The sequence below is a fragment of the Leuconostoc sp. DB-1 genome, assembly GCF_013414845.1.
In the GTDB taxonomy this organism is placed as follows: Bacteria; Bacillota; Bacilli; order Lactobacillales; family Lactobacillaceae; genus Leuconostoc; species Leuconostoc mesenteroides.
The window spans coordinates 858630-872511 of record NZ_JABFNJ010000001.1 but is presented as its reverse complement, the minus strand read 5'-3'; the positions used below and the strand labels follow the sequence as shown (position 1 = coordinate 872511).

The following is a 13882-nucleotide window of genomic DNA, read 5'->3' as shown; positions in this document are numbered from 1 at the left end:
ATGAAAAATATAGTATCTTTACTAAACGAATTCAAAAAAATTGGTTTAACTAGTTTTGATGGTGTGACGCGCTGTGTATATGATGAAAATTGGTTGGCAGCGCAAAAAAAGTATATGCAGATTGCTAGTGACTACGGTCTTTACACCTTTGTTGACGATATTGGAAATGTCTATGCAACAACAGAAAAAACCTAGGCCAAAGAGCATTCATATTATCAGGATCACACATGGACACTGTAATTAATGGTGGTCCGTTAGATGGTATTTATGGGACTTTAGCGAGTTTGATATCAATTGGCACATTAATGAAAAAATTTGGTCGTCCCAAAATACCATTGATCGCTGTTTCATTTTCGGAAGAAGAGGGGTCACGTTTTAATACAGCTTTTACAGGTTCACGGTATCTCATGAATAAGTTAGAAGACACAGTATACGGTCTGAGAGATCATGAAGGTTTATCTTTTAATCATGCACGTCAAAATGCTGTTACTCAATTAAAGGAACTAGCATCTGAATTAAAAGTGACTGGTCTGATCCACGCTTTTATTGAGTTGCATATTGAACAAGGACCAATATTAGAGAAAAAAAGACAAGATATCGGGATAGTGACTGATATTGTTGGTCAGAAAAAGCTATTGATCAAATGTTACGGTGTTGCTAATCACGCAGGGACAACGCCAATGAATATGAGATGTGATGCAATGAAAAAAGCAGTCACATTGATTCATCAGCTTTATGCGGTTTTAGATGAATTTGTAGCGTTGAGATACACAATTGGACAAATACGAGTTCAACCAAATGCTGCTAATGTTATTCCTAGTGAAGTTGATTTTTCATTAGATTTAAGACATAAAAGCCAAAAAAGGTTAGATGATGCATTCACAGCTGTTAAAGAGCTGACGGAATTGAATGATAGTATTTTGACGATTATGACGGATGTGAATGCCATTAAATTAAGTGATCAATTGGCAAATAACAGTGCTTTGGCTGCGCAATATCATAATTCAGCATACCAGTCGCTTATTTCTGGTGCTGGACACGATGCTCAAATTATTGCAAAATATGTGCCTACCACAATGATTTTTGTCCCTAGTATTAAAGGCAATAGTCATTCTCCTTCGGAAAACACAAAATCTGAGCATTTAGTAAATGGCCAATTAGTATTGCAACAAGCATTGTATCAATTAGCGTATATATAGATGAAAAAGCAAGTAACTTTGATGTTACTTGCTTTTTTAATTCACTGGACGTAAAAATCACAAATTACAAGTGCATGTTATTTTGAACAGTTTTGTTTTTCAATTAATATACGAAGAATAGAATTACCTTACAAAAAGTAACGATCTATTCTAGGTAGAACGTAAGTATTTTGTCAAAAAAGGTTAGGAGAACGATCATGTCAAGTATTAAGTACAGGAGTAAGACTGGAAATCAGATATTAATTCCATTCGTACTGCCTATTGCAATATTAGTCACATGGCAAGTAACTACTAGTATTAATTTAATTGATGAGTCATTACTGCCAACACCTGTAGCGGTCATAAGTAAATGTATCACACTAATCCAAAGTGGTGAATTACAGCGAAATATGAGTATTTCGTTGTACAGAGCTACTTCAGGATTGTTGCTTGGCGGCACATTAGGTTTTGTATTTGGGAGTGTTAATGGCGTTTCATTATTTGCGCAGCGTTTTTTTAATAGCTCAATTCAAATGATTCGAAATATTCCCCACTTAGCATTAATCCCATTAGTTATTATTTGGTTGGGTATTGGAGAAAGTGCAAAAATTTCGTTAGTCGCGGTAGGCGTATTTTTTCCTATCTATATCAATACTTTTCATGGCATACGTTCTATTGATAAGAGCCTAATTGAAATGGGTTCTTCCTATGGCCTAAGTAAAAAACAGATGTTAATGAAAATTATTATACCAGGTGCATTGCCTTCAATTTTAATGGGTTTTCGCTATGCTTTAGGAGTTATGTGGACAACACTCATTGTGTCTGAAACAATTTCGTCTAGTTCAGGAATTGGTTATATGGAAACAAATGCGCAGCAATTCTTAGATATGCCGACTATTTTTTTAAGTATCCTTATCTATGCTTTTCTTGGTAAAGTATCTGATTGGATTGCATTAAGTTTTGAAACCATCTTATTAAATTGGCAAAAAGGATAGATATATGAACTCAGTTATAAGATTAGATAACATCTGTAAAACATATGGGGAAAAACAAGTTCTAAAAAACATTAATTTTGATATTCAGGAGGGTGAGTTCGTTTCTTTCGTAGGGGAAAGTGGTGGTGGTAAAACAACACTCTTGAGGTTAATTTCAGGCCTAGAAAAGCCAACTTCTGGTCAGATTAGCGTTAATAACAAGTCATTAACAGATAAAAATGAAATTGCTCGTGTGATGTTCCAAGATTCACGCTTGCTACCATGGATGACTGTTATAGATAATGTTACTTTTGGTAGCAAAAATAAGGATGTAAATGCTTACGCGTTAACACTTCTCGAAAAGGTTGAACTTGGCGATAAAAGCACATCATATCCACAACAGCTATCTGGTGGACAAAAACAGCGTGTCGCACTCGCTCGGGCGCTTATGTCACGACCTAAAATTCTCTTGTTAGATGAACCATTGGGGGCCTTAGATGCATTAACACGTTTAAAGATGCAGCGTCTAATTGCCAAGATTGTTGAAGAATCCAACTTAACAACTATTCTAATTACGCACGATGTTCAAGAGGCTGTACAGCTAGGGGATCGAGTAGTAGCTGTTAAAGACGGGCATTTGGGATTGATTATAGATGGCATTCGCAAGAGTAATGATCGTAACTATTCAACCGAGGCAACTGAAACGGTTCAAAGTTTCATATTATCCGCTAGCGAGGAAATAAAATGACGCAATTAGTTAGAAAAACAATGTTAGTTATTTTTTTGTTCTTATGGGCTGTTTGTGCCATTTATGGTTATACACAAACAATCGAGAAAAAAACAACGTTGCAAACTATTACGATTGGTTACCAAAAAGGTGATCCAATTGATATTGCTAAGCAACATGGTGAACTTATAAAAAATATGAAAAAACAAGGCTACAAAATTGTTTATCGCGAATTTGCTGATGGTGCTGCTGAGATGCAAGCATTAGCAAGTGGTAGTATTGACTACGCGCGCACTGGTGATACACCACCCGTCACAGCACAGGCCTCAAAAACGGATATTACCTATATTGCTGTTGGTGCAAGTAAATCTAGTGGATCCGCCATTTTGATACCTCAAAGTTCTAGTCTATCTAAAATATCAGATTTAAAGGGTAAGCGAATTGCTTATACTCAAGGAACTAGTTCTCAGTATCTGCTTCTTAGCGCGTTGAAGAAGGCCGGCCTTAGTTCTAGTGACGTTACGTTAGTTAACATGAAACAGACAGATGCCAGCATAGCCTTTAGTCAAGGAAAAATTGATGCTTGGGTTACATGGGATCCTTATACTGCCCAGGCAGAAGTATCTCAAAATGCTAAGGTGTTGACGACTGGAAAAAGGTTGAGTAAGAACCGTGACTTTTTATTATCTACCAAATCTATTGCTAAGAAAAATAAAAAAGTTTCATCATATCTCGTAAAATATCTTTCTCAAGATATGAAATGGGCTAACAATAATAAGTCCGAGGTTTCAAAACTATTGGCAAAATCTTTAAGCATGAAACAATCAGTTATTGAAAAAATGGTAAAACGTAGAGACTTCACAATGACCGGTATAACTTCAGCTGTTTTAAAAGAACAACAGAGTATTGCTAATTTATTTTACGAAGAAGGGTTGATAAACAAGAAAATCACAATTAAAGATACTGTGCTGAACACGACAAACTAAAGAAGGTGGTAGATAAAATATGTCAGTATTGCTCGATAGATTGAATAAACAATTAGAATTACACGAAAATGAAATTCAATTAATAGACGTAAAGAGTGAAATAAAGTTAACAGGAAAAGAAACTAAAGAGGCCATCCATTTATTTCGAGAACAATTTATTAATCAAAATATTCAGAGGGGTGATGTCGTCCTGATTGGATTAGAGAATTCAATTTGGATAACTATTATCGAACAAGCCTTATGGGAAATTGGTGCTATAGCACATCCTGTTGCCGAAACGACAGGCATTAAAGAAATTCTTAGTGAATTTACCGCCTACCGATATTCTGGAGCGATTGTTAGTGATCGCCTTCGTATGGAATTAGCAAATCAAGAGATACTTTCAGAAAGATCATTTGAAGTTTTAAGTCATCTGGTAAATTTTTTTTCATTCAACGGCACTTCTGTAAGGAAAATAGCCGATGATGATGAACAACAACTAGCTTTAATCTTAAATACTTCTGGGACAACTGGAAAACCCAAAAGAGTCGGTATCACTAATAAAAAATATTATTGGCTACGCAAGCTGTTACAAAAAGTCAAAATATTAAAGAAAGCGATCATGCTTTAATTGTTATGCCAATGTTTCATATCAATGCACAGATTGTATCAACGGTTACTTCACGAATTAATGGCTGTCAAGTCATTGTAGCGCCAAAGTTTTCTGCAAGTCAATTTTGGACTATTGTCGCGAAGTACCAAGTTACTTGGTTGTCAGTTGTACCAACAATTATTAATATTTTACTAAAAAATCAAAATAGTAATCAACAGTACGAAAAAGTAAAAAAAGCAGTACACCTTGAATATGTGCGTTCAGCCTCCTTTTCGCTCCCTGAGCAATTATTAACAGACTTTGAGCGCAGATTTAATGTTAAGGTTCAAGAAGGTTATGGTATGACAGAGTCGACAACAGTTGTTTCAATTAATCCGTTAGATAAGCCAAAAGTTGGTTCAGTTGGCCCAGTGGTAGATACGGACATAGCGATTCATTCATCAGTCTATGGTATCACTTACAAACCCAATCAGCATGGAGAAATCGTAATAAGAGGACCTAGAGTACTACAAGCATATCTGGATCCTAAAGACAATATTTTAGTAGACGGTTATTTTCGAACCGGAGATATTGGTTATTTTGACGAAGAGGGCTATCTGTACGTGATTGGTCGAATAAAAGAAATCATCAACCATGGTGGAGAAAAAGTAGCTCCTGCTAAGGTGGAGGGATTATTTCTCAGTTTCAGTTCGTAACAGAAGTCGCTGTTATTGGGCTGCCTGATGAATTATATGGTGAGAGAGTTGTAGCAGCACTACATCTGAATAATTCGAGTGATCATAATCAAGAGATTGATGAAATTAGGGGAAAAATTTCAAAAGAATTAGCTAAGTATGAACAACCTTCAGAGTATTTAATTACGGGGGCATTCCCTCGAAATCAAACTGGTAAAATTTTAAGGGCACAATTAATTGAACGTCTGAAAGGTGAAATGCAGCATGCAACAATCAAATAAACGGATTTACTTATTTGAAGTTGACTTTTTCAGGATAGTTTTCATTTTGGGCGTCCTTGCTAATCATACGACTACCTTAGTCACGCATAAGATCTCTACTCATTCAATGCCCTATGAAATTCTGATGGCAACTCACATTTCACTGCATTTCACGAGAATGGGTTTTATGTTTGTGACAGGCTTAGTCTTATTCATGAATAATTACTTTAAGCCAATGCAAATTTTAAAGTTTTGGAAAAAAAGATACCTCGGTGTTTTGATTCCTTACTTAAGTTGGACAGCTATTTTAACAGGAGCAGAAAACCATTCATCACTTGGGGATTTTTTAGAAAATTGGGCGCATTTGTCAGTTTATGCTGATAATTACTATATGTATTATATTTTGGTTACGATGCAACTGTATCTTATCTTTCCGTTGATTGTTTGGCTGTTTAAACGTTTTTTGTCGTATCATCATATGATAGTTATAATTTCAGCAGTTGTTCAGTTAGGAATGCTTGTCTTCATTAAATATCAATTACCAAATATTGATACAAGTGGATGGCCATATTTATTAAAAAACTATGGTTTTAATGTTTTTGTTTATCAATTTTATTTTATTATGGGTGGCTGCGCGGCGATACATTATCAAGAATTCGTAGCTTTTATACGTAAATGGCATATATGGTTTGGCGTATCTTCGTTAGTTTTTGCTTGTGGAACAGTACTTCTATACTTTTATAATGTTCATGTGTTAAACCTGACGTTAAACAAAGCAGAAGAAGTTCATCAGCCGTTTATTTTTATTTATGATGTAGTGATCATTGGTTACATTGTTTGGCTAGGTTTACGTTATGCTGATCTACGAAAAAACTATTTGCCAAAATGGATCACTAATTTTGTTGCTATTGGGGCCAAAATATCATTCGGCATATATTTGTCACAGACCCTGCCGTTGGCGTTAATGTTTGTGGTATTATCATCACTACCTTCTGGTAATGGTTGGGTGCTATTAGTTATGTTACCTTTCATTTATATAATAACGGCACTCATGGGATATGCGCTATCTTACTTCTTTTACAAAGTTCCGCCATTTGGATTTTTGATTGGGCGACCGCAACATATACGAAAAGTGGTCAGAACTTGAACCTTTTTGTATTAAGGTTTTATTATTCACAAAATTATTTCACTACTTGAATGTAAAGGCTTACAAGTTTATAATGTAGTTGTAATTAAAAAGGAGGAAATTCACATGGTTAAAGTTGCAGTTGTTACTGGTGGTGGACAAGGAATTGGTGAGGGTATTGTTAAGCAACTCGCATCAGACGGTTTCACTGTCGCAGTCGCTGATTTAAACAAAGATAATGCGGTGAAAGTTGCCGAAGAAGTTGGTAATGACTCAAAAGGGTACTACGTTGACATTTCAAGTCATGAGGATATGTTCAAGTTAGTTGATGATGTTGTGAACGACTTTGGTCAATTAGATGTTTTTGTGAACAATGCAGGGATTGCACAAATTGCTGCCATTGTAGACGCTAAGCCTGATGAAATTACTAAGATTTTCAACATCAACGTCAACGGAACAATATATGGTATTCAAGCTGCCGCTAAACAATTTAAGAAACAAGGCAGAGGTGGAAAGATTATTAATGCTTGTTCTATTGCTGGGCACCAAGCCGTTGAGTTGCTAGGTATTTATTCAGCTACCAAGTTTGCGGTACGTGGTATTACACAAGCTGCTGCCAAAGAGCTAGCAAAAGACAAAATTACTGTAAATGCCTATTGCCCTGGTATCGTCTTGACACCAATGTGGGATCAAATTGATGCTGCAATGGCTAAAATTTACGACCGTCCATTAGGAGAGACAAAGCAAGAATATATTGATGGTATTGCATTGGGTCGTGGTGAAGAACCAGCTGATGTTGCCAACCTAGTGTCATTTTTGGCTGATGAAAAATCAAATTATATCACCGGTCAATCTATTTTAGTTGATGGTGGGATTAATTATGTATAATAGTCTTTGATGACGAATAAAAATAACTATTTAAATTTTTTAAAACACATAAATAAAGTAAATAAAACCAATCTATTTAGTAATTCGGGAAATCTTCAACCAATTGCGATAAAGTTAACACAAGGCTTGGATTTGGTGATACATGACTATTCTTTCGATAGGTATTATGGGGCGATAACTTTTTCTGACCAAGTGTTGCGCTTAGATTTTTCCTACAATGGATCTGTTAACTTAATCAAAAATAATCAAGAGACAATTTTTTTGGAACCGGGTTTTTTGAAAATAGCTCAAAGTTTTGATGATAATAATCACTATTCTAGCGTTAGTGGCCAATATCAAGGCATTACATTGCTGATCAATCGCCAGAAAGTTAGTGACGATTTTATAAGGCTTGTTGGTAATGACCAGCTAATTGATAGCATTACTAAGTAATTATTTATCCGACCAAGATTATATCTTGATAAAAACAGAGTTTATTGAACGGTTTTTTAAAGATTTTGAAGCGGTTGAAGTAACGAATCAATTGCAATTTTTACGATTGAAAATAGCGGAATTATTATTATATCTTAATTCAGATGAGGCGCACGAAGCTATTTTACCCAAAACTTATTTTCCAACAAGAGATATTAAGAAAATTTATGCTATTCATGGCTATTTGCTGAATCACATCGGTGAAAAGTTAACTTTGCAGCAGTTGGCTAGACAATATGATATTGGTCAAACGACCATGCAGAAATTGTTTAAAGCCACATATTACCAGTCAATTCACAGTTTCTTGATGTCTGCGCGCTTGGAATATGCCTGTACTTTACTAAAGGATAGTCAGGCCAGTATTACTTTTATTGCCAACGAAGTTGGTTATATGAATACAAGTAAGTTCTCAGCCTTTTTTAAAAAGGAAAAACAAATGACACCTAAAATGTATCGTCAGCTTTATAAAAACTAAGTTTAGTAGGTTCATTGAACGATTGGGCTAGAATTACCAAAATAGAGCAGTACACCACATGAAATTCCTTTACATTAATCACTAGAGTATTTGATTAAGGAAAGGAATTTTTTATTTTATGAAAAAGAAACTCTTTGTTGCGACACTGGTGTCGTATTTGGGAATTTACATTACCATGCCAGTTTTGTCAGCAATTTCAACTAAAGCACACATGATACCAAGTCAAATTGGTATTATGATTTCTCTCGGTGCTGCGGCAATGTTACTGTTTGCACCAATATGGGGGAAAATGAGTGATATATTTGGTCGTAGAATCGTGATGATTATTGGACTGTTCGGGATGGGGGTATTCTTCATTCTTTACGTGGTCTTGTTTCATATGTCAATTGCGTCGTCAAAAGCAGTACCATTATTCTTTTATGGATTGATGGGCACTAGGTTCTTGCTAGGCATATTCATGACAACGACACCAACGGCGGCAAATGCTTATATGGCAGATATTTCAACGACCAAAGATCGTGCAAAAGACATGTCATCCCTTGGCTTTGCAACAGGGTTAGCAATGGTCTTGGGGCCAATTATTGGTGGGCTGATTTCAACAACTGGTAATCTATATTTGCCTTTTTATACAACCATTGTTCTCTTGTTGTTGTTTACCGTTATTATGACGGCTATTTTACCCAAAAGACAGGTATCAATTAACGAAGCACACGCTACCGACAAAAAAGAAACTGGGTCAAAAAAGTTTTTCTCGGTTAAATTATTGAGCTGGTTGTTAGTTGGATGTTCTGTGATGTTCGTTGTGGTTGGATTACAGTTACTAACATCGCTATATTTACATGACAATATTGGTCAAACGGTTGTTCAAAGTGCGAAGACCTCGTCTCTGCTGTTTGTTATATTAGGCGTAACATTAATGTTGACACAAATTTTGCAAATTAAAGTACTAAATTTTTCTGCTCGTAAGATGATGATTGTCGGAATTCCATTACTTGTGCTTGGCTTATTATTGATTACTGTAGCTAGTGCCTTTTGGATGTTAGTGGTAAGCTACATTTTGATTGGTGCAGGAGCTGCGTTTGGAATGAGTTCACTATCTGCTGGTGCTTCACTTGTTGTTTCACAGGATCAACAAGGAGCAGTTGCAGGTACTGTTGCTATGACCCAAGCAATAGCTGGAATTGTGTCACCATTGTTTGGTTCATTTATTTATCAAATCAACATAAAGTTACCATTTTTATTTTTTGCTGCGTTTGCGATTTTAACTTATTTATTTTTTCTTGCTAATAATTCAAAACGTGAAAATACATTGAGCTAGTTCATAGTAAAGGAGAAATTAGTCTAATGACAGACAGTGATAATCAACAGAAATGGCCAGCGTTACCCGCCACATTAAGTAACATAGCAGTTACAAAAAATAGCGGTAAGTACGAGTCTGTTAGTTCTAATTATTTTAAGGTAGGGCATCCTAGATTAGTATTCATGGCTGAAAATGATGAACAAGTTTCGCACGTGGTTGAGTACGCTGGGAATGTGCAGCGTTTTGTTGGACATCAAATTCCTTTTTCTGTTCGTAGTGGTGGGCACGGCATAACTAATTATTCAGTTAATGATGGTGGTATCATTATTGACTTATCACAGATGAACCAAGTAAACATACTTGATGAGGCTAAAGGTCTTGTTAAAGTCCAAGCCGGTGCAGTTTGGGGTGACGTGGCTGACAAAATTAGTAAAGCCGATTTAGTTTTGTCTAGTGGTGACTTTGGCGACACCGGCGTTGGTGGTTTAGCAACTTCCGGTGGGTTAGGTTTACTCGTGCGGAAACAAGGATTGACCACTGATCAAATACTAGGTGCAACTATCATTACCGCTGATGGCAAGAAGCGTAATGTTAACAAAGAAGAAAATAGCGACCTATTTTGGGCAATTCGTGGCGGAGGTTCACAAGTCGGTATCGTTACTGAGTTTATTTTTCAAGCCGACAAAGTCGAACCAGCAAAATCAGGACAAAGAGTACCAATCGGTTTGCAAAAGTTATCATATAACGTATTCGACTTATCACATTTTTTGTTTGCATGGCATTCTTGGATAACAACTGCGACTGAAGATATGAGTAGTTTATTAATGCTAACCAAAAATGACAGTAATTCAAGTATTATTTCGGTTCAGGCAACAAATATCTGGTGCGGCGAAAAAACAGATTCGTGTGAAAAATATTTTACTAACGCACTAAACATCGCCAAAGTTGAAAAGCAAGATGAGAGCAATTTGAGTTATCATACATTAGTTCAGGCACCGCATTTACCACACGAAGGGGCGAATAACGTCTATGTCAAAAATGTACTGTTAACTAAAATTGATGATCATTTACTGAATGCATTGCATACCATGTTAAAATCTAGTGCAGTCATGGGTATTGAAGTGCGCGCTATTGATGGTCCTATAAATCAGTTGTCGCCTGATTTTGATGCTTGGTCATTTCCTGAGGCAACGTTGTTTGTTGCTATGTGGGGAGACGTCACACAATCAAGTTTATTGAATCAATTATTCAAACCGCTACAAGAGCATGGATGTGGTGTGTATGGTGCTTATTCCAGTGATACCAGTAAGTCAGAAACAACAAAAACATGGTCACGTGATACGCGTGAACGATTGCAAAAGGTTGTTAAAAAATATGATTCAAAACACATCATAAACCAATCTAGATATGCATAAAAAAAGAGCAGAGATATAGTTGACTATATCTCTGCTCTTTTTTTATAGTTTTTTCTGCATCTTTATATCAGTTATTTTAAAGCCAGTTTTCTCGTAAACATGTATAGCGCGAGAATTAGTACCAAAAACATGTAAGCCAATTGAGGTGAACCCCAGCGCTTTTGCTTTTGTGGAAGCTAGTGCAATGGCTTGAGAGCCAAAACCATTATTTTGATAGGTATCGTAAATTTCAAAGTCAAAAATAAAAGCGATGTTCTTGTTTTCACTGTCTGCTCCAAGCCAAATATAGCCAATAACGTTGTCATCATTGATAATGGAGAAGAGAAAGTTATCTGGAGTGTTTAATCCATCTGGCAATAGTCGGTCATATGTTAGTTTTGCATTACCCAGCGAATCTTCCTGTGTCCAACTACCAGCTTGCACTTTTTCCAAAGCGTATTCTTTGATTGATCTACTCATATAGTCATCAAAATGCGTTGCTGTCATTTTTTCTAATCTTAACATTGTTATCTCCTCGTATTTAGTTACTTAGTATACCATATCAATCACAATTGCCCTAAAGGGCAAAAAGTGTGCCCTTTGGTACGATGTGTAAGTCTCTTTTTGTTGATATAGTCAATATATTAACTTAGAAGGAGAAATATATTAATGGGGCAATTACTTAGTAAATTAGGACGGTGGATATATCGGCATGCCAAGCTGACAATTGTGGCATTTTTCATAACAATTGCTGTATCAGTTGGTGCGGCTCTTAGCTTTGGTATTCATTTTGATAGTGCGGGGATGTCTATTCAGGGGTCACAGTCTGAAAGAGCTAATAAACTAATGGAAAAGGAGTTTCCAAGTACTAGGCAAAATGGTGGTCAGGTACAAATTGTACTACACTCAAATAATGGTAAAGCATTAACTACTGATAAAAATCAGCAAGTCATGGCAGAACTATTTCAAGATGTACAAAAAAACAGCCATGTCAAAATGGTGATTTTGCCAGCTATGTTAAATAGTTACAGTAAAGATGGCATGACTGCTACAGCTAGGGTGATATATAAGCAAAAAGGCGAAAATGTTTCAGAAAAAACAGTTGACGCATTAGAGAAGTCAATAAAGATTACACGACACAAAAGTATTCAAACAGAACTAACTTCAAATGATGTTACGATTTCAGGTATGGATAATGGTGAGCAGGCTGAAGTGGTTGGCCTGGTTATTGCATTTGTGATTTTAGCAATTACTTTTGCTTCACTATTGGTCGCTGGAATTCCTATTTTATCAGCTCTATTGGGTCTGGTGACTGGTATGATGTTGGTTTTGATTTCAACGAACTTCTTATCAGTAGCAACTTTCTCAATGTCATTAGTTGGAATGATGGGATTGGCAGTCGGAATTGATTATGCTTTATTTATCATTTCACGTTACAGACAAGAATTACAGCAAAATAAATCAAAAAAAGATGCCTTATCGGCAGCGATGTCTACCGCAGGTACGTCGGTGATATTTGCTGGGGCAACAGTCATTGTCGCTTTATTAGGTATGACAGTCCTTGGCATTGATATGCTCTCAGTGATGGGTATTACTGCTTCTTTGGCCATTCTTACTGCAATTTTAACTTCCTTGACTTTTGTACCAGCGATGCTGGTCGTATTAGGTGATCGAGTTACCGGCAAAAAGCCAAACCGATTGTTACAATTTGCAAGTAAAATGCGCATTGAAGGTGGTTGGGGTAAGCTAGTAACCAAATATAAGTTACTATTAACAATGTTGGTGGTCGTGGTACTGGGTGTTATTGCAACACCATTCACACATATTAACCTTGAACTACCTAACGATTCGGTTAAGTCAGAAAAACTAACTGAACGACGCGCATATGATTTGATGACAGAAGCCTATGGCGAGGGTAGTCAAGCAACATTGGTCGTGTTACTAAAAACAGATGACATGGTAAAGGTGAGCGATAGTGTTAATGAGATTAAAGATCTAGGAAATGTAGCCACTGTTTCACAAGCTATGCCAAGTAAAGATAACGATTATCAGATGATTACGGTCATTCCCAAAACGGATGCCAATGCTGTTAAAACTAAGAAGCTCGTTCATAAGATACGTGACTTGAATCAAAAAAAGGGTTTGCCAAAGTTATATGTTACAGGATCTACTGCCATCAACATCGATATGTCTGATGCATTAATGAAGGCTTTGCCAAAGTTCGCAATTATTATCGTGCTATTCGCATTCATTTTGTTGACAGTCGTATTTAGATCCTTGCTGATTCCATTGGTTGCGGTGCTTGGATTTGTGTTATCATTAGGGGCAACATTGGGCGCTATTGTGTTTATAGCACAAGATGGCCACTTCATTAACTTGTTTGGTATTCCAGCCAAGGGCGCAATACTTAATTTCTTACCAGTTCTTGTCATTGGTATTATGTTTGGATTAGCTATGGATTATGAAGTCTTCTTGGTCAGTCGAATTCGCGAGCACTATCTAAAAACAGAGAACACTAGGCAGGCAGTAATCTTAGGCATGCGAGATAGTGGACCAGCTGTCGTGGCGGCGGCACTTATTATGATGGCGGTCTTCTCTGGATTTATTTTCGCTAGTGATGCCATTGTAAAGTCGATGGGATTAGTATTAGCATCTGGAATCTTGTTCGATGCGATATTGGTAAGACTAATTCTTGTACCAGCTACAATTGATCTGTTTGGAAAGGCGAGTTGGTACCTGCCAAAATGGTTGGATAAAATATTGCCTAACGTAAAAATCGATTAATCACTAATATCAGTTCTATAAGTTTGGTACTATGATAAAATAATTGAGTATGA

Annotated in this window: 16 protein-coding genes; 15 read left to right on the top strand and 1 reads right to left on the bottom strand. The window is 36.4% G+C overall.

Annotated elements, in window-relative coordinates; genetic code table 11:
- The 14 genes from HFP47_RS10660 (at window position 1) to HFP47_RS04065 (ending at window position 11066) form a co-directional block, all read left to right on the top strand.
- Window positions 1-195: a hypothetical protein gene (locus HFP47_RS10660; protein ID WP_257229716.1), complete on the top strand. Its 195-nt coding sequence runs from the start codon at window positions 1-3 to the stop codon at window positions 193-195.
- A 32-nt stretch (window positions 196-227) separates the two neighbouring features.
- Entirely contained in the window at window positions 228-1199 is a 972-nt protein-coding gene (locus HFP47_RS04120; RefSeq protein WP_257229715.1) for a hydantoinase/carbamoylase family amidase, read from the top strand.
- A 197-nt stretch (window positions 1200-1396) separates the two neighbouring features.
- A complete protein-coding gene (locus HFP47_RS04115; RefSeq protein ID WP_048593052.1) occupies window positions 1397-2173 on the top strand; it encodes an ABC transporter permease subunit in 777 nt (258 codons plus the stop codon).
- A 4-nt stretch (window positions 2174-2177) separates the two neighbouring features.
- Window positions 2178-2900 (top strand): ABC transporter ATP-binding protein, encoded by a 723-nt coding sequence (locus tag HFP47_RS04110; RefSeq protein WP_042251671.1) that lies wholly within the window; start codon window positions 2178-2180, stop codon window positions 2898-2900.
- Window positions 2897-3865 carry an aliphatic sulfonate ABC transporter substrate-binding protein gene (locus HFP47_RS04105; protein WP_011679887.1) on the top strand — a complete coding sequence of 323 codons (969 nt, stop codon included), beginning with the start codon at window positions 2897-2899 and terminating at the stop codon, window positions 3863-3865. Before HFP47_RS04110 ends, HFP47_RS04105 begins: the two co-directional genes overlap by 4 nt.
- Before the next feature lie 19 nt (window positions 3866-3884).
- Window positions 3885-4475 carry an AMP-binding protein gene (locus HFP47_RS04100; RefSeq protein WP_179876096.1) on the top strand — a complete coding sequence of 197 codons (591 nt, stop codon included), beginning with the start codon at window positions 3885-3887 and terminating at the stop codon, window positions 4473-4475.
- Entirely contained in the window at window positions 4418-5152 is a 735-nt protein-coding gene (locus tag HFP47_RS04095; RefSeq protein WP_179876095.1) for an AMP-binding protein, read from the top strand. The genes HFP47_RS04100 and HFP47_RS04095 overlap by 58 nt, the downstream gene beginning before the upstream one ends.
- Complete coding sequence (locus tag HFP47_RS10905) at window positions 5128-5412, top strand: class I adenylate-forming enzyme family protein (protein WP_179876398.1); 285 nt, start codon at window positions 5128-5130, stop codon at window positions 5410-5412. Before HFP47_RS04095 ends, HFP47_RS10905 begins: the two co-directional genes overlap by 25 nt.
- On the top strand, window positions 5396-6538 hold the full coding sequence (locus HFP47_RS04085; RefSeq protein WP_042251679.1) for an acyltransferase: 1143 nt from the start codon (window positions 5396-5398) through the stop codon (window positions 6536-6538). Before HFP47_RS10905 ends, HFP47_RS04085 begins: the two co-directional genes overlap by 17 nt.
- Before the next feature lie 105 nt (window positions 6539-6643).
- Window positions 6644-7405 (top strand): acetoin reductase, encoded by a 762-nt coding sequence (locus HFP47_RS04080; RefSeq protein WP_014324784.1) that lies wholly within the window; start codon window positions 6644-6646, stop codon window positions 7403-7405.
- 9 nt (window positions 7406-7414) lie between these two features.
- A complete protein-coding gene (locus HFP47_RS10655) occupies window positions 7415-7837 on the top strand; it encodes a hypothetical protein (RefSeq protein ID WP_257229714.1) in 423 nt (140 codons plus the stop codon).
- Window positions 7818-8351 carry a helix-turn-helix transcriptional regulator gene (locus tag HFP47_RS10650; protein WP_257229713.1) on the top strand — a complete coding sequence of 178 codons (534 nt, stop codon included), beginning with the start codon at window positions 7818-7820 and terminating at the stop codon, window positions 8349-8351. Before HFP47_RS10655 ends, HFP47_RS10650 begins: the two co-directional genes overlap by 20 nt.
- 118 nt (window positions 8352-8469) lie before the next feature.
- Complete coding sequence (locus HFP47_RS04070) at window positions 8470-9669, top strand: MFS transporter (RefSeq protein WP_179876094.1); 1200 nt, start codon at window positions 8470-8472, stop codon at window positions 9667-9669.
- A 26-nt stretch (window positions 9670-9695) separates the two neighbouring features.
- Entirely contained in the window at window positions 9696-11066 is a 1371-nt protein-coding gene (locus HFP47_RS04065; protein ID WP_179876093.1) for an FAD-binding oxidoreductase, read from the top strand.
- A gap of 42 nt (window positions 11067-11108) precedes the next feature.
- Here HFP47_RS04065 and HFP47_RS04060 read toward each other — a convergent pair whose 3' ends face one another.
- Window positions 11109-11570: a GNAT family N-acetyltransferase gene (locus tag HFP47_RS04060; RefSeq protein ID WP_179876092.1), complete on the bottom strand. Its 462-nt coding sequence runs from the start codon at window positions 11568-11570 to the stop codon at window positions 11109-11111.
- Window positions 11571-11714: 144 nt separating this feature from the next.
- Between HFP47_RS04060 and HFP47_RS04055 the strand changes: the two genes are divergently transcribed.
- A complete protein-coding gene (locus HFP47_RS04055) occupies window positions 11715-13829 on the top strand; it encodes an MMPL family transporter (RefSeq protein WP_179876091.1) in 2115 nt (704 codons plus the stop codon).
- Window positions 13830-13882 lie beyond the last annotated feature (53 nt).